General features: G+C 55.4%; 20 protein-coding genes. 16 read left to right on the top strand and 4 right to left on the bottom strand.

Going from position 1 to position 21,120, the window contains the following annotated elements; genetic code table 11:
- Positions 1–391: 391 nt before the first annotated feature.
- The gene (locus F1379_RS28305; protein WP_150275815.1) at positions 392–655 is read right to left on the bottom strand and encodes a PQ-loop domain-containing transporter; all 264 of its coding nucleotides are present in this window, start codon (positions 653–655) and stop codon (positions 392–394) included.
- Positions 656–1,129: 474 nt separating this feature from the next.
- Between F1379_RS28305 and F1379_RS28300 the strand changes: the two genes are divergently transcribed.
- From F1379_RS28300 to metE, 5 genes are all read left to right on the top strand, one after another.
- Positions 1,130–1,900, top strand: coding sequence for an ABC transporter ATP-binding protein (locus tag F1379_RS28300; RefSeq protein WP_150275814.1), 771 nt, complete (start codon positions 1,130–1,132; stop codon positions 1,898–1,900).
- Positions 1,875–3,821, top strand: coding sequence for an ABC transporter permease (locus F1379_RS28295; RefSeq protein ID WP_150275813.1), 1,947 nt, complete (start codon positions 1,875–1,877; stop codon positions 3,819–3,821). Before F1379_RS28300 ends, F1379_RS28295 begins: the two co-directional genes overlap by 26 nt.
- Before the next feature lie 16 nt (positions 3,822–3,837).
- Complete coding sequence (locus F1379_RS28290) at positions 3,838–4,470, top strand: DedA family protein (RefSeq protein WP_150275812.1); 633 nt, start codon at positions 3,838–3,840, stop codon at positions 4,468–4,470.
- Between the two features lie 134 nt (positions 4,471–4,604).
- Entirely contained in the window at positions 4,605–5,465 is an 861-nt protein-coding gene (locus tag F1379_RS28285; protein WP_150275811.1) for an undecaprenyl-diphosphate phosphatase, read from the top strand.
- Positions 5,466–6,043: 578 nt separating this feature from the next.
- Positions 6,044–8,353, top strand: coding sequence for a 5-methyltetrahydropteroyltriglutamate--homocysteine S-methyltransferase (metE, locus tag F1379_RS28280; RefSeq protein WP_150275810.1), 2,310 nt, complete (start codon positions 6,044–6,046; stop codon positions 8,351–8,353).
- A gap of 300 nt (positions 8,354–8,653) precedes the next feature.
- On the opposite strand, the gene F1379_RS28275 is transcribed toward metE, so the two are convergent.
- The gene (locus tag F1379_RS28275) at positions 8,654–8,806 is read right to left on the bottom strand and encodes a DUF1540 domain-containing protein (protein WP_150275809.1); all 153 of its coding nucleotides are present in this window, start codon (positions 8,804–8,806) and stop codon (positions 8,654–8,656) included.
- A gap of 367 nt (positions 8,807–9,173) precedes the next feature.
- Between F1379_RS28275 and F1379_RS28270 the strand changes: the two genes are divergently transcribed.
- Both F1379_RS28270 and F1379_RS28265 read left to right on the top strand, forming a co-directional pair.
- Positions 9,174–10,316: a DUF4349 domain-containing protein gene (locus F1379_RS28270; RefSeq protein WP_162551305.1), complete on the top strand. Its 1,143-nt coding sequence runs from the start codon at positions 9,174–9,176 to the stop codon at positions 10,314–10,316.
- 35 nt (positions 10,317–10,351) lie between these two features.
- Positions 10,352–10,762, top strand: coding sequence for a GNAT family N-acetyltransferase (locus F1379_RS28265; protein ID WP_150275807.1), 411 nt, complete (start codon positions 10,352–10,354; stop codon positions 10,760–10,762).
- Between the two features lie 68 nt (positions 10,763–10,830).
- On the opposite strand, the gene msrA is transcribed toward F1379_RS28265, so the two are convergent.
- Both msrA and F1379_RS28255 read right to left on the bottom strand, forming a co-directional pair.
- Entirely contained in the window at positions 10,831–11,817 is a 987-nt protein-coding gene (gene msrA / locus F1379_RS28260) for a peptide-methionine (S)-S-oxide reductase MsrA (RefSeq protein ID WP_275262664.1), read from the bottom strand.
- Positions 11,818–11,913: 96 nt separating this feature from the next.
- Complete coding sequence (locus F1379_RS28255) at positions 11,914–12,528, bottom strand: TVP38/TMEM64 family protein (RefSeq protein WP_239004845.1); 615 nt, start codon at positions 12,526–12,528, stop codon at positions 11,914–11,916.
- Between the two features lie 130 nt (positions 12,529–12,658).
- Between F1379_RS28255 and F1379_RS28250 the strand changes: the two genes are divergently transcribed.
- The 9 genes from F1379_RS28250 to F1379_RS28210 all read left to right on the top strand — a co-directional run bounded on the left by F1379_RS28250 (position 12,659) and on the right by F1379_RS28210 (position 20,974).
- Positions 12,659–13,594, top strand: a complete 936-nt coding sequence (locus F1379_RS28250; protein WP_150275806.1) for a Gfo/Idh/MocA family protein — start codon at positions 12,659–12,661, stop codon at positions 13,592–13,594.
- Between the two features lie 26 nt (positions 13,595–13,620).
- Positions 13,621–13,944: a hypothetical protein gene (locus F1379_RS28245; RefSeq protein WP_150275805.1), complete on the top strand. Its 324-nt coding sequence runs from the start codon at positions 13,621–13,623 to the stop codon at positions 13,942–13,944.
- Between the two features lie 124 nt (positions 13,945–14,068).
- Positions 14,069–14,386, top strand: coding sequence for a winged helix-turn-helix transcriptional regulator (locus F1379_RS28240; protein ID WP_150275804.1), 318 nt, complete (start codon positions 14,069–14,071; stop codon positions 14,384–14,386).
- A 236-nt stretch (positions 14,387–14,622) separates the two neighbouring features.
- Positions 14,623–15,339 carry a hypothetical protein gene (locus F1379_RS28235; RefSeq protein WP_150275803.1) on the top strand — a complete coding sequence of 239 codons (717 nt, stop codon included), beginning with the start codon at positions 14,623–14,625 and terminating at the stop codon, positions 15,337–15,339.
- A gap of 185 nt (positions 15,340–15,524) precedes the next feature.
- On the top strand, positions 15,525–16,247 hold the full coding sequence (gene ric / locus F1379_RS28230) for an iron-sulfur cluster repair di-iron protein (protein ID WP_150275802.1): 723 nt from the start codon (positions 15,525–15,527) through the stop codon (positions 16,245–16,247).
- Between the two features lie 184 nt (positions 16,248–16,431).
- Positions 16,432–17,136, top strand: coding sequence for a hypothetical protein (locus F1379_RS28225; protein ID WP_150275801.1), 705 nt, complete (start codon positions 16,432–16,434; stop codon positions 17,134–17,136).
- Between the two features lie 209 nt (positions 17,137–17,345).
- The gene (gene nirB, locus F1379_RS28220; RefSeq protein ID WP_275262663.1) at positions 17,346–19,775 is read left to right on the top strand and encodes a nitrite reductase large subunit NirB; all 2,430 of its coding nucleotides are present in this window, start codon (positions 17,346–17,348) and stop codon (positions 19,773–19,775) included.
- A 22-nt stretch (positions 19,776–19,797) separates the two neighbouring features.
- Positions 19,798–20,139 carry a nitrite reductase small subunit NirD gene (nirD, locus tag F1379_RS28215; RefSeq protein WP_150275800.1) on the top strand — a complete coding sequence of 114 codons (342 nt, stop codon included), beginning with the start codon at positions 19,798–19,800 and terminating at the stop codon, positions 20,137–20,139.
- Positions 20,140–20,191: 52 nt separating this feature from the next.
- Complete coding sequence (locus tag F1379_RS28210; protein ID WP_150275799.1) at positions 20,192–20,974, top strand: formate/nitrite transporter family protein; 783 nt, start codon at positions 20,192–20,194, stop codon at positions 20,972–20,974.
- The last annotated feature ends 146 nt before the right edge of the window (positions 20,975–21,120 follow it).

The following is a 21,120-nucleotide window of genomic DNA, read 5'->3' as shown; positions in this document are numbered from 1 at the left end:
AGACAAGACCTCTTGTGCAGCCTTTTCTCTCTGTGCGGACATTTTTCCCATTAAGCTCATCCTCCTCCATGTATTAAGTCTACATTTTCGTGGGGGAGGACTCCAACTTAATTAGGGGGCTGTGGAGGTATGTGCACGGTGCAATAGGTCGGCAGCGTTTAAGTGTAAATCGTACAACTAAATCGCTCTGGAACGCACATTTTCAACAGATAGATGTATTCTGTACATCTATTATAGGGCAACCAGCCAATATCCTGGCAAATGAGCGGATATAGTTGTACAAAGTGCAATTAAGATCCATTTTGCAGGAAAAAGCTTAATAATAGTTGTACATTCTGCAATTATCTCTATAATCCGGCTGCTAATGCGGCCACTCTGACCGTAGCCGGCACTACCGGTATCGAAAAATTAGCCCCACCACCGTCAGCACGACGGCCAGCGACAATGTATTGGTAATCAAAAAAGCAAATCCGATCCCTCCGGCAGCCAGATTGATCGCGTAAGCTTCCATCAGGCCGATGCCGAGCAGCATCAGCAGGTAGGCGTTCAGACTAAGATCGGCTACGGAACGGGTCTTGATGATCTTAGCGATCTGCGGAATCCAGCCCAAGGAGAGAATCAGGCCGCCGGTCAGCTGCAGCAGGGAAAATAACATATGTACACCTCGCACTTTCAGTGGATTCGGGCCTATCGGCTGCCCTCTAACGGTATATTCGCCGCAGAGAAATAAGGTGCGTATGTACTCAGCCGGGTGCGGTGTGAAGAGTAAATTAGTTAGTTTACGGGAAGTAACATCTGCGTTGTGGAGAGTAACGTTCTAGGCGGAGAGTAACATCTGCGTTGTGGAGAGTATTGTTCTACACGGAAAGTAACATTTATGGTGTAGAGAGTATCGTTCTATGCGGAGAGTAACATTGCGGGTGGGAAGTATCGTTCTAGGCGCAGAGTAACATTGTGGTGTAGAGAGTAAATTGAAGAACAAAAGTAAACGGTGCAGGTGCAGGAAGCAGGCGCCCCTCTTCCCAGCTTACAGTATTGTAAGTTGACTGTAAGTTTCAGAAATAGCAGCTGCCGGTTACTGTTTGTATAATGAAGACAATCCAGCTTAAGGGAGAAGGAGCGAGAAGACTTGCCCATCGTCGACGTCCACAATTTATCCAAAATATATGAGGGCAAGGTGTCAACCCATGCGCTGAACCATATCCGTTTTGCGGTGGAGCCGGGAGAATTCGTCGGCATTATGGGTCCCTCGGGCAGCGGCAAAACCACGCTGCTCAACCTGATCGCAGGGAGCGATGAGCCGACCTCCGGCGAGATCGTGATTGCCGGCCGGGACCCGAACACACTCTCCCGCAATGACAAAGCATTGTTCCGCCGCAAGGAGCTGGGATTTGTCTTTCAGCATTTCAACCTGCTCGACACGCTTACCGTGGAGGAGAACATCGTCCTGCCGCTGACGCTGGCCGGTGCACCGGTGGCCGAGATGGAGCGGCGGCTGCATGAAGTAGCAGCAAGGCTGGAGATTACCCCGCTGCTGCCGAAGCGGACGTACGAAATCTCCGGCGGTCAAATGCAGCGGGTGGCGATTGCCCGCGCGCTGATCCACCGGCCTGCGCTGATTCTGGCGGATGAACCGACAGGGAACCTTGATTCCAGGGCGGCAGACGAAATTATGCAGCTGCTCGCCGGAGTCAACGCCGAGGAACGGGCTACGATTCTGATGGTGACGCATGATGCGAACAGCGCCAGCTTCTGCAACCGGGTGATCTTTATCAAAGACGGGCGGTTCTACAACGAAATGTACCGCGGCGCCAGCCGTGCAGCCTTCTTCCAGAACATTATCGACATGCTGTCGCTGATGGGGGGAGCCGGCCATGACGTTTCGGCAGTTCGCTTATAGGAACGTAATCCGGAATAAGCGCAAATACGCTGCATATTTCGTCAGCAGCGCGTTTTCGGTAATGATCTTCTTCCTGTGTGCGCTCTTTATTTACCATCCTGCCATTTCCGGGGAAATGATTCTCGGTACGGCGGCGAACACGATGCTGGCAGCGGAAGGCATTATCTTTGTGTTCTGCTCATTATTTGTGCTGGTGTCGGTCGGCAGCTTCCTGCAGTCACGGCGGACCGAATTCGGCATTCTGCTGATGCACGGCATGACGAAGCGCCAGCTCAACACGATGGTGTTCCTGGAAAATATGATCATCGGCAGCACCGCCATTGTCACCGGCACCCTGCTCGGACTTCTGCTCGGCAAGCTGTTTCTGATGATCGGCTCCGGCTTTCTGGGCATCGAGCCGCTGAAGTTCTATCTCTCCTGGCATGCGCCGGTGCTGACCGTCTGCAGCTTCGCACTGCTGTTCATGCTGATTTCGCTGTCCACCTTCGCCTTCATTGGCAATGAGTCGCGGGGGCTGTTCCAGGGCGGACGGCGGGGCGAAGAGGAGCCGAAGGTGTCGGGTCCGCTTGCGCTGGCGTCGGCGGTGCTGCTGCTTGCGGGCTATACGCTGGCTGCGACAACAAGCGCAGCTACCGTGGAGCGCATGATGGCTCCCGTTGTGTGTATTACCGTACTCGGCACGTACCTCTTCTACACACAGCTCGGCCCATACCTGGTCAGCCTGGTGCGCAAGGTGCGGCGCCTGTACTGGCGCCGCACGAATATCATTACCTTCTCGGGGCTGTCTTACCGCTGGAAGGACAACGGACGGATGTTCTTTATGGTCACCATCGTGACGGCGGTGTCCTTTACTTCCGTCGGAGTGTTCGCTTCCATCCACACGTTGTCCCGGGAGCTGCAGCTGGATTATCCGGCGGCTGTCGGATATGTTGCCAAAGGCGGCCATGGCAGCTATGCTGCCCAGACGGATTTGGCCGGGATTGCCATGGAGCTGGACCGGCTGCAGGAGCCTTATGCCACACTGACGATTCCGATCAAGGTGGCAGAGGTGGCTTCGCAGACCGGGCCGGACCGGACAGAACGGCTTCCGCTCATGGCCTACAGCGATTACCTGCAGGCACTTAAGCATGCCGGGTTCACCCCGCAGGAGCCGCCGCTTGAAGAGGGCGAGGGCCTGGTCATGATCGGCTCGCAGCGTGACCGCAGCCTGACCGCCGACCGGGTGCGGGCTGTATATACACTGACGCAGGGCATCGTCATTGAGGAGACCGGCTATACGGGACATGTGCCCATCGCCGAATACCTGCTGCCGGAGCTGGACGGCAGGGACGGGGGAGACTTCAGCGGCATCGTGGTCAGCGACAGCTTGTTCGCGGCGGTTACCCCGGTGCAAAGCGACTGGTACACAGGATTTTATATGGAGAATTTCGAACGGACCGTGGGCATTGCTTCGGAATTGACGGAGAAGGGCAAGGTTGCCTACGAGAAGGACTCGCCGTATGCGGTGGTCGTCAGCGGCACATTGTTTGAAATCCAGCGCACACTGTACAGCACGATGCTGTTTGCTTCACTGCTGGTGGGCACGGTCTTTTTTATCGCGGCTGGCAGCTTCCTGTATTTCCGGCTGTATATGGACATGGACCATGACCGCCTCCAGTATTCCACCCTGTCCAAAATGGGTCTGACCGAAACGGAACTGAACCGCACGGTAACGGTGCAGCTTGCCCTGTTGTTCTTCGTGCCGGTGGGACTGGCGGTGCTGCACAGTGTGTTCGCCTTTATTGCCTTGCAGAGATTGTTCTACTTGTCCATCGTCCTCGAGACGGGAGCGGTGCTGGTCGGTTATCTGGCAGCCCAGGGACTGTATTTCTTCATGATCCGCAGCCGTTATTTGCGAAACCTGAAGAAAAATCTTATCTGACGCGGAGGTCAGGACAATGAAAACATGGATTACAGACATAATGGAGCAGTTCGGCTACTTCGGCATCTTCCTGATGCTGGCGCTGGAAAATATTTTTCCGCCGATCCCTTCGGAGATCATCCTGCCGTTCGGCGGGTTCATGACAACGACCAGCGGACTGACGATTCCCGGGGTGCTTGTGGCTTCGACGCTCGGGTCTCTGCTGGGAGCGGTGATTCTGTACTGGATCGGACGGCTGCTGGATGTGGAACGGCTCGAGCGCATTGTCGACCGCTGGGGCGGTATCATCCGCATCAAAAAGAGCGACATCCGCAAAGCGGATGCCTGGTTTGACAAATACGGCTACTGGACCGTACTGTTCTGCCGCATGGTGCCGCTTGTACGCAGCCTGATCTCGATCCCGGCGGGGATGTCGGGGATGAAGTTCGGCGTGTTCATGATTTTTACAACGATCGGCACGCTGGGCTGGAATACACTGCTGGTCATGCTGGGCGCCGCGCTCGGCGAGAACTGGGAGGACATCGGCGGCTACATCGAAACGTACTCTAATTTCGTATATGCGCTGCTGGCAGTGGGCATGGTGGTGCTCGGGGTACTCTTTTTCCGCAAACGGAAGCGGGGCGGCAAGACCGCAGGCAATGTGGACTGAATATGACTGGAGCGGCCGGCTGAATAGGGCTGCCCGGTGAGAAGTCCTTGTCTCAACAGATGCAGATAATGCCCGGCTGACAACGGGCTATCCAATATAACTCCACGGAGTGGAGGCTAATAAGGGGGAGAACCATGGAGCTGCTGACTATTATTAAAGCTATCATACTAGGAATTGTGGAAGGTTTGACGGAATTTGCTCCGGTATCCTCCACGGGACACATGATTATTGTCGATGACATGTGGCTGAAATCGCAGGAATTTCTCGGTAAATATACGGCCAATACGTTCAAAATCGTCATCCAGCTCGGTTCGATCCTCGCGGTTGTCGTCGTCTTCCGTAACAGGTTCATTGACCTGCTCGGCCTGAAGCGCTTCAGCCGCAAGGAGCTGGCGGCGGTGCCGGATGGCCAGCCGCAGGTAGAGACCACCGGCCGTCTCAAGCTGGCACAGGTCATTGTGGGCCTGATTCCGGCGGGCATTATGGGCGTGCTGCTGGAGGATTATATCGATGAGCATCTGTTCTCCACCTCTACGGTGCTGATCGGACTGGTCATCGGGGCCATCTTCATGATTATAGCCGACCGTTTCGCACCCAAGCAGGTCAAGGTGGAAACTGTTGACCAGATTACATACCGGCAGGCGCTGTCGGTCGGGCTGGTGCAATGTCTGTCGCTGTGGCCAGGCTTCTCGCGCTCCGGCTCGACGATCTCCGGCGGCGTGCTGCTGGGCATGAGCCACCGCGCGGCTGCGGACTTCACGTTCATTATGGCGGTGCCGATTATGGCCGGGGCGAGCGCAATTTCGCTGGTCAAGAACTGGGAGTATTTCACGATAGATGCGCTGCCGTTCTTTATCGCCGGCTTTATCAGCGCGTTCGTGTTCGCTCTGGTGTCCATCCGCTTCTTCCTGAAGCTGATCAACAAGATCAAGCTGGTGCCGTTCGCGATCTACCGGATTGTGCTGGCCGCTGTGGTATATCTGGTCTGGTTCTAATCTGACTCGGTTACTGCTTAAATTGCTGCCGGGCTTACCGGGATACTCTATTGATTGCATTAGCAAAGCCGCGCCTTCCGCGATCCGGAAGGCGCGGCTTTTCGCTGTGGCGGATAACCGGAGTGCGGGGAGATTATAGCTTTTGCTTATAAGCAGCTGCAAGCAGCAGCGGGACCGTGTCCGTCCAGGCGGAATCCCGCTCCTCATGCCCGGGGCGATCTAAGGCGGCTCTGCTGCAGCGCATCGTACCCAAGCCTACCAGGTCTGGCCAGTCATATCCCGGCTCGGCTATAGCTAACGGGTATAACCGGAATGCCCTTCCAGCTATTGCCGCAAGGCGGGAGATTCAGTATGATGGCATCAGCTCGACAGGAGACGTACAGGAGACGCCGGAAATCAGCAAGCAGCAATTGCGGGGAAGAGGTTGAGTGTGACAGTAGAGGTACATAAGACCGGATGTAAATGTGCCTGCCGCATGGCACCCGGTTAGCTGGAAACAAGGGACAGCAAGGATCGGATTAAGCTTTCTTTACAATGCGTATAACAACGATAATTATATGAAATGGAGTGGATGGATAATGACAGCAAGTCTGATTACCAGCAATCTGGGGTACCCGCGGATCGGCCGGAGCCGGGAATGGAAGAAGGTGCTGGAAGCCTTCTGGAGCGGCAAAATAGAGGAAGCCGTTTTCCGGGAGGAGATGGAGAAGCTGCAGCTGCAGCATTTGCGGGTTCAGCAGCAGGCCGGCATTCAGCTGATTCCCGTTGGCGACTTCACCTTCTACGATCATGTGCTGGACACAGCCGCCATGTTCGGCCTGGTACCGCCAAGGTTCCGGTATGAAGGCGGTGCGGTTCCGCTGGAACTGTATTTCGCCATGGCGCGCGGCAACAGCGAGGCGCCGGCTTGTGCGATGACCAAGTGGTTCAATACCAATTACCACTATATTGTTCCGGAGATCGGCGGCTTGCAGCCGCAGCTTGTCGAGAACAAGCCGCTGGCGGCTTACCGCTTCGCCAAGGAACGGGCGGGCATTGCCGGCAAGCCGGTCATTGTCGGCCCCTATACCTTCGTGAAGCTGTCCAGGGGCTATGCGGCAGAAGAGACCGGTGAAGCCGTTGCAAGCTTTATCCCGGTGTATATCCAACTGCTGCAGGAGCTGGAGCAGGAGGGTGTGGAATGGGTGCAGATGGATGAGCCGGCAATCGTTACGGGCCTGAGCGCAGCGGAGATCGGCTTGCTGGAGCAGATCTACGGTGAGCTTGCCGCTGCCGTGCCGGGGCTGAAGCTGCTGCTGCAGACCTATTTCGCGGCGGCGGAGCCGCTTGAAGCGCTGCTGCGCCTGCCGGTCCAGGGCCTGGGCCTGGACTTCGTCCATGACCGCGGCGCGAACCTCGCGGCTGTGCGCCGCCTGGGCTGGCCGGCGGACAAATGGCTCGCCGCCGGCATCGTGGACGGCCGCGGCATCTGGCGCGCCGATCTGGATGCCAAGCTCGCGCTCGTGGCCGAGCTCGGCGGGCATGTCCCGGCGGACCGGCTGCTGCTTCAGCCGTCCGCCAGTCTCCTGCACGTGCCGGTCACCGTGCAGGGGGAAGAGAGCCTGCCTGCGGCGGTGCGGCAGGCGCTGGCGTTCGCGGACGAGAAGCTGGGCGAGCTCCAGCTGATCGCCGCGGCCGCGGAAGGGCGGCAGGCGGAGCATGCCGCCGCCCTGGAGGAGAGCCGCCGCGCGCTGGCGGCTCTGCGGGCCCTGCCGGAGCGCGGCAGGGCGGATGTGGCCGGGCGGCTCGCGGCCTTGCCGCCCGGGCGCCTCTCCCGCGCTTTGCCGTACGCGGAGCGTGCGGAGCTGCAGCGGGAGAGATGGCGGCTGCCGCTGCTGCCGACGACTACGATCGGCAGCTTCCCGCAGACCGCCGAGGTGCGCCAGGCCCGCCTGAAATGGCGCAAGGGCGTCTGGAGCAAGGAGCGCTACGACGCTTACATCCGTGGCTGCATGGACGACGCGGTTGCCCTTCAGGAGCGGCTCGGGCTGGACGTGCTGGTGCACGGCGAATTTGAGCGCACCGATATGGTGGAGTTCTTCGCCGAGAAGCTGGACGGCTTCCTGTTCACGGCAGGCGGCTGGGTGCAGTCTTACGGCTCGCGCTGCGTGAAGCCGCCGGTCATCTACGCCGACGTGGCATGGGGACAGCCGATGACCGTGGAGGAGAGCCGGTACGCGCAGTCGCTGACACCGCTCCCTGTCAAAGGCATGCTGACCGGCCCGGTCACCATTCTGAACTGGTCGTTTGTGCGCGAGGATATCAGCCGGGAGGAAGTGGCTACACAGATTGCACTGGCGCTAAGGGAGGAAGTCGGGGCGCTGGAGCAGGCCGGGATCGGAATGATCCAGGTGGATGAGCCGGCCATCCGGGAGGGTCTGCCGCTCAAAGCAGAGGAGCATGGGGCCTATCTGGATTGGGCTGTCCGTGCCTTCCGCATCGCCACCACAGGCGTGAAGGATGAGACGCAGATCCATACCCATATGTGCTACAGCGATTTCAACGAAATGATCCATAGCATTGCCGAGATGGATGCCGACGTCATTTCCATTGAGACCTCCCGCAGCCACGGGGAGCTGATCTCTGCTTTCGAGGACAATGCCTATGACAAGGGCATCGGGCTTGGCGTGTACGATATTCACAGCCCCCGGGTGCCGGTGACGGAAGAGATGGTACGGAATATCGAACGGGCGCTGCAGGTGCTCGATCCGGCGCAGTTCTGGATCAATCCGGACTGCGGGCTGAAGACGCGCGGGTGGGAGGAGACGGAAGCGGCGCTGAGTCATATGGTGGAGGCGGCCCGGCTTGTCCGCGCAGGCATTGCTTTAGCGGAAAGCACAGTCAGCTAAAGGTCAGCACCCGATTGGGGATGTTCCGCATCATAGCGGGGCTACGGAGAGAGGCAAATCGGAATCCGGTAACGGGGCCAATACCTAATCATAGGAAATCCGGCTGAGTGGAACGGAAAGCTAGGGTTGCTAATAGAGGCTGGGAACACTGAAACCGCAAAAACCTTAAAACCGGGGTTATCCACCCGGATTTAAGGTTTTTAATCCGTTTTTTTGTCCAAACACTTGATAATAATTCTCAATGCTGATAAAATGAACACAGTAAAAGAAGGAACCGTGGAGGGTTCCTTCGCGAAGAGATTATTTCCTTTTGAATGTCTTGCAATCCGTTTCTTCAGGTTCTGTAGGCTGCTTGGCGGCATGGTAAGCAACGAAGATGGATTCGGCTTTGCATCTGTTCTCTTCTTCCCAGTAAGTACAGGAATTCACTGCGCACAGTACGTCTTTTGCCATGAGGGTTCACCTCCCCTTACTCGGAAATGACAATCTGTTCAGACAAACACATGATTCTGTCCGGCAAGGTGGAGCTTGCCCGGTCAGACCTTACCCTTTTCCAATTGGAATAGGGTTTTTGTTGTTGGTCTATGCAGATGCCAATATTCTAACAAATTGCAGATATTTTCGCAAACAGGCCCCGTTTGTGACGATCCGGATAATTCCGGCAACAAATAATGCAATTCCCGCCCTTCGGCCGCAACTTTCCAGCATCTGACACGTCTGGAACAGTAACGCGGAGAAGCATAGAGACGATAAGCCTCTGCGTCCGGCAAGCTGTACGGTGCAGGAAACGAAGTTTACTACACTTGTGGAGGTCATGGAAATGAGAAAACGGGGTCTGCATTATTTGTTGTGTCTGATTTGTTTGGTTGTGCTTCTGGCGGGCTGCGGTTCGGCAAGCAACAGTAATTATGCGGCGGATAACGCCGCAGTAGAGAGCTCGCTGCAAAGCGGTGCGGATACCGCCGACGGCGGTGCACCGGAAGCGCCGGCTGCAGCTGTAACTGAAAGTGAGGCGCTGGCGAATACGGCATCCGCCGATCAAATGGCCGATGGAAACGCAGCGGTCGGAGGCGGGGGCGCCTCTATCCAGGCGCTGAATGCAGAGAAGACGGCTGAAACGGCTGCGGGCATTACAAGCAGCGATGTCGCCGCCGGACTGAACAAGAAATTAATCTACAAGGCCAATCTGGTGATGGAGGTTGAAGATTATAACGCTGCGCAAACCGAAGTGCGGAATATGGTTACTTTGGCAGGCGGGTACATCATCGGATTTAACGAGAGTGTGACGGATTCGGAGCGCGGCGGCACATTTGTCCTGAAGGTTCCGGCCTCCGGATTCTCGCCGTTCCTGGACAATCTGGAGAAGATCAAGAATGAGAATCTTCAGCGCAGCATTCAGGGGCAGGATGTCTCCGAGGAATACGTCGATCTGGAGTCGAGTCTCAAGGCCAAGCAGCTGATGGAGACCCGCTATCTGGAGTTTATGGAGAAAGCGACGAAATCCGCCGATCTGGTTGCCTTTGCGAACCAGCTTGGAGCCATTCAGGAAGAGATTGAACAGATCAAGGGCAGAATGCGTTACATCGACCAGAACGTCTCCTTCTCGACGGTGGAGCTGCGGCTGTACCAGACAGAGGCATTAGTTATCGATGCGGCCAAAGAAGAGCAGGGCCCGCTGCTCACCCGCGCATCCGATGCTCTGAAGGGCAGCGTGAATGCGTTGTCTGTTACGTTTCAGTGGCTGTTCGTAGTTCTGGCCGGTGCCCTGCCGGTGCTGATTGTTATCGCTGTCATTGTCGCCGTTATTCTGTTTATCCGCAAAAAAACCAACCGGCGGGAATCCGAGCTTCTGGAGCGAATCCGGCAAGTCGGCCGGCCTAACCGGCAGGCTGAGCTTCCTTCCGGTGAACCGGCCGGGGCGGAGGGCGAGGCCGGACCCGGAGATGAACATGTAAAGCCATAATTTTGTTATACGGGAACCTTGGGGGAGGAACAGGTATGAAAGTGCAGGTGAAAGCCGGATTTCCCGGTCCGGAGGAATATGCTCAGCTGTATCAATCCACAGGCTGGGACCCTGAGGGCCGCTGGGATGCGGAATGTCTGCAGCAAGCGCTGCGCGGCAGCTGGCATGTAGCGGTTATATACCGGGACGGGAAGCTGGCCGCCTCTGGCCGGATCGTCTCGGACGGAGTGATTCAATGCTTAATCTGTGATGTAATTGTGCTGCCGGAATACCGGAATCAAGGACTGGGCACCGCAATGATGGAGCACTTGCTGCAGCACTGCCGGCATAGCGGCATCCGCTGGGTGCAGCTGTCCGCAGCCGCCGGCAAAGCCGGCTTCTATGAACAGTTCGGGTTTGTCCGGCGGCCGGAGGGTGCGCCCGGCATGAGTCTTTATTTATCATGACTAAAGCCTCCGGGACGGCCATAATGGCGGTCCCGGAGGCTTTTTAGTGTAGATACCGTGAACAAGATTTATTCGGCCGGACGGTTCTGGAACAGCACGTGGTATTCGCCGTAGCCTTCCTTGTCCAGCTCCGCTTCCGGCACAAACCGCAGCGCGGCCGAGTTGATGCAGTAGCGCAGGCCATTCGGTCCTGGACCGTCGGTAAATACATGGCCAAGGTGGGAGTCGGCAGACTGGCTGCGCACTTCCGTGCGGATCATCATGTGGCTGAGGTCAGTCTTCTCTTTGACGGAGTAGTCGCGGATCGGACGCGTGAAGCTGGGCCAGCCGCAGCCGGAGTCATATTTGTCCAGCGAGCTGAACAGCGGTTCACCGGAAACGATATCCACATAAATGCCGTCGCCGTGGTGATCCCAGAATTCGTTCCGGAACGGCGATTCGGTCGCATTGTTCTGGGTGACCTCATATTGCAGCGGAGTCAGACGTTCCTTGAGACTGGCCTTATCTTCATTGTGCCGCCAATGCTTCTCAATAAATGCCTCGCGTCCCGAACCCTTGCGGTACCGTTTGTAATGGCCCGGATTCTTGCGGTGGTAGCCTTGATGGTACTCCTCTGCCGGATAAAAGATCTTGGCCGGGAGGATCGGCGTCACAATCGGGCCGGAGAACCGTCCGCTGGCCGCAACTTCGGCTTTGGATGCCTCGGCAGCCTGCCGCTGCTCTTCGGTGTGATAGAAGATCGCCGTTTCATAAGAAGAGCCCCGGTCATGGAACTGCCCGCCGGCATCGGTCGGATCAATCTGCTGCCAGAACAGCTCCAGCAGCTTGCTGTAAGGGAACACGGACGGATCATAAGTAATCTGAACCGCCTCGACGTGGCCGGTGGTTTCCGAACAGACCTCTTCGTAGGTGGGGTTGACGGTATGACCGCCGGTATACCCGGAGACGACGGAGATAATGCCCGGCAATTCCTCGAACGGCGATACCATACACCAGAAGCAGCCTCCGGCAAAGGTGGCCTGCTCAGTCTTGCCTTGTATATGTTGAGACTGGATAGCACTCACTTGTTATCCCTCCAATTCGTAATATGCAATTAAATAGATCACAATCTAACACTAATTATAAAGGAAATTTTGCTCGGTTGCCATAAATCACTTCTTCCCGAACCTCCTGGAACGTATAGACCATCCGGCAACAATCAGAATGGCGGCATACGCCAGAACGGCAATAACCGCGTGCTGCGGTCTGCGGAAGAGCTCACCGCCAAGAAAGGCGTACAGCGCGATCCCCGGGATCTTGCCCAGGCCCGAGGCGGCGAGATAGCTCCAGAACGGCAATCCGGCAGCGCCGGCATAGATGTTCACCGCAGCCTGCGGGATCACCGGAGCAAGGCGCGCCAATACCACTGCTGCGAACGGCTGGCGCTCTATTGCAGCGGTGAACCTGTCCAGTGCGGGAACGGAAGCCAGGTAGGCTCTGGCTTTGCCGCGGACGATATATTTGACCCCGCCGTACATCAGCGCTGCGGCAAGGGTAGTGGCGGTCCAGCTGATCAGCGCGCCTCCCAGACTGCCGAAGCTGTAACCGAAGAGGCCAATTACCAGCTTGTAGGGCACTACCGGGAATAAAGCGAGCAGCGTGGCGGCGCCAAGCGACAGGAGAATATTATGATCCTCCCGCAGCCAGGCCAGGATATCATATCTGTAGATAAACGCGAGGATTACAGCCGAAACATAGACTGCGGCGGTGAGCCATTTTCTCATCATAGGATGCCCTTTCTTCCGTTTGTTCATCTCATCATACTGAAAAAAATGCAAATGTTGAAGCAAAGATCATTTGTACCGGAACGATCACCCTGTATAATACATCTATAATAAGTATAAGGGGGAGATATCCATGAGTCATTCCGGTGTCATCCGGGTCGGATTGATCGGCCTCGGGGACATTGCCCGCAAAGTATATCTGCCCTTGCTCTCCCGTCATGACCAGGTGGAGGTTGCCGGCGTACTCAGCCAGTCTCCGGCCACTGTGCAAAGAGCGATCACTTCCTACCGGTTTCCCAAAGGGACGACCGATCTTCATGAGTTGTTGTCCTGGGGGCTGGATGCGGTATTCGTGCACAGTCCGACGGACACGCATTATGAAATCGTGACGAGGTGCCTGGAGGCCGGAGTTTCAGTATATGTTGACAAGCCGCTGTCCTATCATCTGGAGGAGTCGCGGCGGATGGCGGAGCTGGCGGAGGACAAGGGGCTGCTGCTGGGCGTCGGCTTTAACCGCCGCTATGCCCCGATGTATGCGGCAGCCAAGGCGTGGCTTGAGAAGAGCGGCGGCATTAGCCATTGCCTCGCCGTGAAGCACCGGACCAAGCTGCAGAACTGCAGCAGCCGTGAGACGGTGTATGACGATCTGATACACATGCTGGACCTGCTGCTTTGGCTGGGCGGCAGCGATTATGAGCTGTTGCAGGCCAGCCTGAAGGCGGATGATGAAGGACGGATGCTGCGTTCTTCGGGCATGCTTGGCTGGAACGGCGGAGTGAGCGCCATGTTCAGTATGGTCCGCGATGCCGGAGGCGACCTGGAGAAGCTGGAGCTGCACGGAAATGGCCGTTCGGTCGAGGTAACGGATATGGAACGGGCGGTCTTATACGAGAAGGGGGCACTGCCGCGCACCCAGGGCTTTGGCAGCTGGGATACCATTCTGGAGCGCAGGGGCTTTAGCGGAGCGGTTAATCATTTTCTGAACAACATTAATACACCGGAGCAATGCGGCATATCCGCTTCCGCAGTCCTGCCCAGCCATGAGCTGGCAGCGAAGCTTGCCGATTGACAGAACACGCGAGAAAGGAGCCTTGCATGGACGATTACCGTAAGGCGATGGAGCAGCAAATTATTGAGAGCTACAAACAGGAAGAAGAGATGATGATCCTTGTCTTTGCCCAGTGGTGCGTGAACAATGATCTGGACCCGCAGGCGCTGTATTTGCAGGCATACCCGGACCAGGAGAGTAATGCGGCGCTCGGCAGAGCGCTGGCACTGACCGTGTCCAAGGAGGAAGCGGGCGACATTACCAATGATACGGTGCTGGGCGTATTGTCCCTCTTCGGCAACGACGATTTGGCTTATGTAGTTACCGAGGCCATCGCGGCGAAAGCCGACAATCGTGGATCAAGGGATTGACAGCGGGGATATAATAGGTATGGCTGATGAACTTTTTTTGTAATACGATGTTCATTCTGCTTTAAATATGTTAAAATTATATATACTAACTAATTGTAAGTTTTACAAGCGAGAGGTGAGAACAATGGAAGAACATCAACTGGCGATGTGCCCAAGATTCGAAACAGCCTTCTCATTCTTAGGCAAGCGTTGGAATGGATTGATTATCCAGACATTGATGAGCGGACCGAAGCGCTTCAAGGATATTTCCGGCCTGATTCCGTCGATGAGCGACAAGATGCTGTCCGAACGGATGAAGGATCTGGAATGTGAAGGCATTCTGGTCAGACATGTGTACCCGGAAACCCCGGTGCGTATTGAATATGAATTAACAACTAAAGGCCGGGCTTTGGAGCCGGTTATGCAGCAGATTCAGTCCTGGGCCGAGCAGTGGGTCGAATAGACCGGGTGCAGCAGCTCTTAAGAAATGCCTCTTTTCCCTCTGCGGGATAGAGGCTTTTTTAAATCTAAATTACAACATTGTTGCACATTGCCTGTAAGGTTGTAATATAATAGAACAAATTTTATAGTTTGCAGAACTATGTACTACTGGACGGATTAGCATTCTTGGATAATTGTAATTATGGACACGCCATGCGGCATATCGGAAGGAATATATTCCAGCAGGAGGCGAGGAAGATGACAACCACTTTGTTTTCCCGGGAAATAACCTATGGAAAAGAAGCTGTTGCGGAATTGGAATGCGCTGCCGTCAAGGTACAGTACCTGTACGACAGGACACTGGCCATGCTGCACGAGCATCTTCCCGATTCGTTATGGGAGACCTGGATCGGCGTGCCTTATGACAATATTTCTTCTTTATATAAAGGCGACAATTCCGGCGGAACGGTGTTTCAGAAATGGATTCAGAGCCCGGCGGGCTGGAAATGCATCGGCTGCGAGCGGCACTGTCTGGAGGCGGAGCCAGCGGCGGGAGAGGGTAACGGGCAGCGCCGGTATGTCTATCATAACGGCTTCCGCCAGAGCATGGTGCTGCAGGCGGTAATATGGTCGCTGTATGAGAATACGCGGCTGTTCGGTCCGTATCTGGGGGAAGAAGCTTTTTTGAATGATGAAGAGCTGGAGCTGATTTCCAACTACTTTGTGCCGACCTACCTTTCCGAGCTTCGTCTGACCGAAAGCGGCAGGCTCAGCAAAGAATACCGGGAACAGAACATCCGGGTCTATCAGGAATGGATTTCCGCTCCCGATCTGGTGCTTCACTGGAACGGAGGTTTGACGGAAGGCCGCTGGATGACGGGTGTCTATCTGGATGAGTCGCGCTTCGCCGGGCTGGGTCCTTATTTGAAGGATGCTCAGGGTAAACGGACTTATATGAGGGCGATGGTGCAGTGAGTGAACATTGCGCAAATATGTAAACACCTCTGATGCAGGGGTGTTTTTTTGTCTGCGGCCGGTGTGTCTGTTCATCAACCCTCCACACCTCTAGTGCGTAGAATCACTACCCCGCTTTCCGGTTCGCGTTAAGGTGTATAAGTAAGCAATAACTTATATCACACACGTGAGGGAGGGGCCATCAAATGGCAGCCAATCAATTACAGGATAAAGCACCGCTTCAATTTACCGGGGAAGACTTCGTTCGGGATATCGTTCTGCAATTTCCGAAAGCGGCGGATTATTTCAAGGGACAGAAGATTGACTTCTGCTGCGGGGGCGCTAAGCCGCTGGCTGAAGCTGCTGTAGAGAAAGGGCTTGACACAGCAGCTCTGCTCGGCGATCTGCATCAGCTGGTTCAGAATCATCCTGTGCTGGAACAGGACACCGCCTGGAATGACGCACCTTCGGGCGAGCTGATCGAATATATCGTGAATAAGCATCACCGCTATTTGCAGGAGGAACTGCCGCTGATTGCGCAGAATGTAACCAAGGTATTCCGGGTGCATGGCGAAGATTCTCCGCATCTGGCTGAGATGTACCGCCTCTTCCATCTGCTCCGCGAGGATCTGCTGAAGCATACTGCCCAGGAAGAAGAGAGCGAATTCCCGGCAATGCTGGCCTATGAAGAGAACAAGAGCGAAGAGGCGCTTGCCGAGCTGCGCGGAATGCTGCATACGCTTGAAGAAGAGCATGACAGTGCAGGGGCAATTCTTCGTGAACTGCGGGAGATTACGAATGATTACACACCGCCGGAGCATGCCTGCACCACTTACCGTCTGACCTATGCACGGCTGGAAGAGCTGGAGGGCATGACTTTCGAGCATGTGCATCTGGAGAACAATATTTTGTTCCTGCGCTATCAATAAGCGAGCAAGAGCTGTAATTAGCCAAGTCCCTTCGGGGACTTTTTTCCTCTCTCTATTTCACCGGATTTCATTTGAGAAGCGCGCCCGTTTGCGTTATCCTTAAAGGGACTGTGTACAGAAGAGACAATAGCCCAACCAGGGAGCAGCGCCTGCGCCTTATGGGCGAGGGAGGAAGATGCTCGGAATGACCGCAAAGGTTGTGGCCTTTAGACGCATATGGATCGGACTTATTATCATATTGGTGCTGGGCGGTTGTTCGGGAGAGAATGCCGGCTCCGGAGACAAAGCTGCGGCCCATGGCTCAGGCGGACCAGCCTTTTCGGTGCTAGTGGGTGACCGTGATCTTTCCGGCAATGCAGCTAGGCAGGTCTCGGAGGCCTATCTGGATGGTAATACCCTGCTTGAGCTGTTCAGCAACAGTAAGGTGGTCACCTTTTACAGCGGACGTGAGGGGATCGTAGATGTGAACCGGGTGTATCTGTCGGCTCCGTTAGGATGGGAGCTGCAGGTGAACGGCAAGGTCATAACCGATATGACCGCACCGGTAAAGCGGGAGGACACTGTTGTATTTGCGGCCAGGCCGGCCCCGGGCAAGCAGATGCCGCAATTCGTAGTACTTACCTTGAACGGCGGCAGTGAGCAGCCGGAGCTGAGTCATTCAGTTGTTCTTCCCTACGAAGAAGATATGACGGTGCGCAGCCTGTTAAAGAACAACGGAATGGTAGAGCTTGCCGAAGATAATAAAACCTTGGTCAAGGTTATGGGCTACACCCCGCTCAGCAGTGAGGTATGGAAGCTGGAGGTCAACGACAAGGGGCTGCGGGACAACGGCATCGACATGATGCTTAAGCCACAGGATGAATTGGAGATTGTGCTGGCCTTGCGTTAGAACGCGCAGATAAAGTCGGAGTTACAGCTGGCTGTCAAGGGAAGCGGCTAAATCCGGCTTTTTTGTGCTGCAACGTAACAGAGAAATATGTGAAAACATTCACAATTAATGTGATTGTAATCACAATTGCGATTTAAATTTAAAATGTATACTTTATTTACGAACTGATATTTGTATGGAAGATCGAAGTCTTAAGGAGGTTCATCCAAGTGAGTGTGGAGAGAGAAAAGCTAGTATTAATCGGCAACGGCATGGCGGGCGTGGGCACCCTTGAGCAAATTCTGAAGCTGGGCGGCGCATATGATATTACCGTAATCGGCAGCGAACCGCATCCGAACTACAACCGGATTATGTTGTCCTATGTCCTCGAAGGCAGCAAGACCATTGAGGATATCATTCTGAATGACCTTGGGTGGTACGAGAGCAACCATATTATCCTGCATACAGGCACGACCGCCGTACGTATCGACGAGGCTGCGCAGCAGGTTATCACAGACAGCGGAATAAATATTCCTTATGACAAAATCATTATAGCAACCGGCTCCAACTCCTTCATTCTGCCGATTCCCGGCAATACCAAGGAAGGCGTAGTAGGCTTCCGCGACATTGCGGATTGCGACGCCATGCTGGCGGCAGCCAAGCAATACCGCACGGCTGCGGTTATCGGCGGGGGACTTCTGGGTCTGGAAGCAGCCAAGGGACTGGTTGGACTCGGCATGGACGTTACCGTTGTGCATCTGCTCGAAGACCTGATGGAGCGGCAGCTTGATCATACGGCTTCCTCGATGCTGAAGGCTGAACTGGAGCGCCAGGGCGTGAAGTTCGCCATGGGCAAGCAGACGGTGGAATTAATCGGCGAAGAGCGTGTCAGTGGTCTGCGTTTCAGCGATGATACTGTGCTTCCGGCTGATTTTGTGGTAATGGCGGTAGGCATCAAGCCGAATGTGCAGCTGGCCAAGGACAGTGGAATCACTGTGAACCGGGGGATTGTAGTCGATGACTTCATGCAGACTTCGATGAAGAACGTGTATTCTGTAGGTGAATGTACAGAACACCGCGGCGTCTGCTACGGACTTGTAGCCCCGCTGTTCGAGCAGGGCATGGTTCTGGCCAAGCATCTCTGCGGTGCGGCTACACAGCCGTATGAAGGCTCGGTTGTAGCCACGAAGCTGAAGATCTCCGGCGTGGACGTCTTCTCTGCAGGTGAATTTACCGAGACGGCAGAGCACACCGTGATCTCCTCCAAGGATGAATGGAAACGGACATATAAGAAAATTTTGCTGAAGGACAATATCATTGTCGGTGCCGTACTGTTCGGCGATATTACGGAATCGGCCGCCCTGCAGAAGCTGGTGAAGCAAGGTGCGGAGATGACCGACGAGATTTATGCGGAAGTCATGGGCGGAGGCGGCTGCTGCGGAGGCGGCGGTGCCAAGAAGAGTGCTTCCGTGGCTACAATGGCCGACGAAGAAATCGTGTGCGGCTGCAACGGTGTAACGAAGAAGGCAATTGTCGATGCCGTAACCGAGAATGGTTTTACGACAGTGGACGAAATCAAGGCCTGCACCGGGGCTACCCGCTCCTGCGGCGGCTGTAAGCCTGTGGTTGAACAGATTCTGCAATATGTGCTGGGCGACAGCTTCCAGCAGAGCGCGAAGGCCGGCATCTGCGGCTGCACCACGCTCAGCCGTGATGAGATTGTAGCCGAAATTCAGGCCAAGGGTCTCAGAACGACCAAAGAGGTGATGCATGTGCTGGACTGGAAGCAGCCCGAAGGCTGTTCCAAATGCCGTCCGGCGGTGAACTACTACCTGGGCATGCTGTATCCGGATACGCATGAGGACGAGAAGGAATCGCGGTTTGTCAACGAACGGATGAGCGCGAACATCCAGAAGGACGGCACCTTTACCGTAGTGCCCCGCATGTATGGCGGCGTGACCACACCGGAGGATCTGAAGCGGATCGCCGATGTATCGCTGAAATATGATGTCAAAGTAGTCAAAGTGACCGGCGGCCAGCGCCTGGATCTGATCGGCGTGAAGAAAGAGGACGTGCCGAAGGTATGGGCCGAGCTGGATATGCCATCCGGCTATGCTTACGCCAAATCACTGCGCACCGTAAAGACTTGCGTCGGCTCCCAGTTCTGCCGTTTCGGAACCCAGGATTCGATGGGAATGGGCGCACTGCTGGAACGCAAATACGAGCGGCTGGACTTCCCGGCCAAGTTCAAAATGGCTGTCAACGGCTGCCCGCGTAACTGTGCGGAATCCTGCACAAAGGACATCGGCATCGTCGGCAACGACGGCGGCTGGGAAGTGTTCATCGGCGGCAATGGCGGGATCAAGCCGCGGATTGCAGATTCTTTCTGCAAGGTGAAGACCGATGAAGAGCTGGTAGAGGTCTGCTCCGCCGTCATGCAGTACTACCGGGAAACCGGCAATTATCTGGAAAGAACCTCGGAATGGGTAGAACGTCTCGGATTGGAGCAAATCAAATCCGCCATTCTGGACAATGAGGACAACCGGAAGGAACTGGCGGCACGCATCGACTTTGCATTGGCCCAGGTATCCGATCCGTGGCAGAAGATGCTGAAGGACGACAAGACCCGTACAGCTCTGTATGAGCGGACGACGGTTTAAACCGGCGGAAGGAGAGATGAAGATGGAATTCGTAAAAGAGGTGTATGTAATCGGGCAGGTACAGGACTTTCTCCCGCAAATCGGCCGTGTGGTGGTTGCCGGTAACGTGGAGCTGGCTGTCTTCCGGACATCGGACGGCAATATCTATGCTGTGGAGAACCGCAATCCCCATCCGAAGGGCGGCCCGCTCGCCGAAGGGATTGTATCCGGCAAGTATCTGTACGATCCGCTCTACGACTGGAAGATCGACCTGACGACGGGGGAAGTGCAGGCACCCGATCAGGGGCGTGTTGCGGCTTATGAGGTTACGCTGGACGGGGAGAAGGTATACGTAAGCCTGACCGGCTCCGCCGTACGCAGCTAATCCTATATAACAAGAAGCTTATATTTTATTTGAGGAATGGCGGGATAAGGGTATGTTTACACAAAATGTGGAGAACATCGTAGAAGCTGCAGTCCAGAAGCGTGACAAAATGAATGAAAGCCTGCCGAGGTACTTTCTGTCGGCCATACTGGCCGGTGCCTATGTCGGTATTGGAATTATTCTGATCTTTACTCTGGGTGCGCCGCTGGCTGCGGCGAAATCCCCCTTCCAGCCTCTGGTGATGGGCGCGTCCTTCGGGATCGCCCTGACCCTGGTCGTATTCGCTGGCTCCGAGCTGTTCACGGGCAACAATATGTTCTTTACGGCCAGTACGCTGGCAGGCAGAACAAGCATCAAGGACACAGCCAAGAATTGGGTCCTTGTCTTCCTTGGCAATGTGGCGGGGGCGGTCATTCTGGCCCTGCTGATTCAGGGGACCGGGCTGTTCAAAGCTGCTCCTGCCGAGCACCTGATCTTTACAGCAGCGGCCAAAAAGATGAGCCTGCCGTATTCCGAGCTGTTCTTCCGCGGCATACTCTGTAACTGGCTGGTCTGCCTGGCGCTGTGGATGTCCGCACGCTCCAAGAGCGAGCCTGCCAAGCTGGTGCTGATCTGGTGGTGTCTGTTCGCCTTTATTGCCAGCGGTTATGAGCACAGTGTGGCCAACATGACTCTGCTCAGCGTCGCCGTCATTCTGCCGAACCACCCGGAGACCGTAACATTCGCCGGCTGGCTGCACAATATGATTCCGGTAACCTTGGGGAATATCGTCGGCGGCGGTGTATTTGTCGGCATGGCGTATTGGCTGATCTCCCCGGTTCGCGCGCGGAAATAAAGCTGTTCAAGTGTGCGAATGTATGTGAAAAATATAACATGAAGTGTAATGATATAGGTGAATACTGCAGCGATCCTCCGGATTTGAGGGTCGCTGTTTTGCATTTTTAATGCTCTCACGCTACTATAAAAAGAGCCGTTGAGTCG

The organism is Paenibacillus tepidiphilus (genome assembly GCF_008635795.1).
Taxonomy (GTDB): domain Bacteria; phylum Bacillota; class Bacilli; order Paenibacillales; family Paenibacillaceae; genus Paenibacillus_AQ; species Paenibacillus_AQ tepidiphilus.
This window is presented reverse-complemented; position numbering and strand designations above follow the sequence as displayed.

Excerpts from the sequence above, each read along its gene's own strand:
- F1379_RS28305 (WP_150275815.1), bottom strand. The coding sequence starts at position 655 with ATGTTATTTTCCCTGCTGCAGCTGACCGGCGGCCTGATTCTCTCCTTG.
- F1379_RS28295 (WP_150275813.1), top strand. The coding sequence starts at position 1,875 with ATGACGTTTCGGCAGTTCGCTTATAGGAACGTAATCCGGAATAAGCGC.
- F1379_RS28290 (WP_150275812.1), top strand. The coding sequence starts at position 3,838 with ATGAAAACATGGATTACAGACATAATGGAGCAGTTCGGCTACTTCGGC.
- F1379_RS28285 (WP_150275811.1), top strand. The coding sequence starts at position 4,605 with ATGGAGCTGCTGACTATTATTAAAGCTATCATACTAGGAATTGTGGAA.
- metE (WP_150275810.1), top strand. The coding sequence starts at position 6,044 with ATGACAGCAAGTCTGATTACCAGCAATCTGGGGTACCCGCGGATCGGC.
- F1379_RS28275 (WP_150275809.1), bottom strand. The coding sequence starts at position 8,806 with ATGGCAAAAGACGTACTGTGCGCAGTGAATTCCTGTACTTACTGGGAA.
- F1379_RS28270 (WP_162551305.1), top strand. The coding sequence starts at position 9,174 with ATGAGAAAACGGGGTCTGCATTATTTGTTGTGTCTGATTTGTTTGGTT.
- F1379_RS28265 (WP_150275807.1), top strand. The coding sequence starts at position 10,352 with ATGAAAGTGCAGGTGAAAGCCGGATTTCCCGGTCCGGAGGAATATGCT.
- F1379_RS28255 (WP_239004845.1), bottom strand. The coding sequence starts at position 12,528 with ATGATGAGAAAATGGCTCACCGCCGCAGTCTATGTTTCGGCTGTAATC.
- F1379_RS28250 (WP_150275806.1), top strand. The coding sequence starts at position 12,659 with ATGAGTCATTCCGGTGTCATCCGGGTCGGATTGATCGGCCTCGGGGAC.
- F1379_RS28245 (WP_150275805.1), top strand. The coding sequence starts at position 13,621 with ATGGACGATTACCGTAAGGCGATGGAGCAGCAAATTATTGAGAGCTAC.
- F1379_RS28240 (WP_150275804.1), top strand. The coding sequence starts at position 14,069 with ATGGAAGAACATCAACTGGCGATGTGCCCAAGATTCGAAACAGCCTTC.
- F1379_RS28235 (WP_150275803.1), top strand. The coding sequence starts at position 14,623 with ATGACAACCACTTTGTTTTCCCGGGAAATAACCTATGGAAAAGAAGCT.
- ric (WP_150275802.1), top strand. The coding sequence starts at position 15,525 with ATGGCAGCCAATCAATTACAGGATAAAGCACCGCTTCAATTTACCGGG.
- F1379_RS28225 (WP_150275801.1), top strand. The coding sequence starts at position 16,432 with ATGACCGCAAAGGTTGTGGCCTTTAGACGCATATGGATCGGACTTATT.
- nirD (WP_150275800.1), top strand. The coding sequence starts at position 19,798 with ATGGAATTCGTAAAAGAGGTGTATGTAATCGGGCAGGTACAGGACTTT.
- F1379_RS28210 (WP_150275799.1), top strand. The coding sequence starts at position 20,192 with ATGTTTACACAAAATGTGGAGAACATCGTAGAAGCTGCAGTCCAGAAG.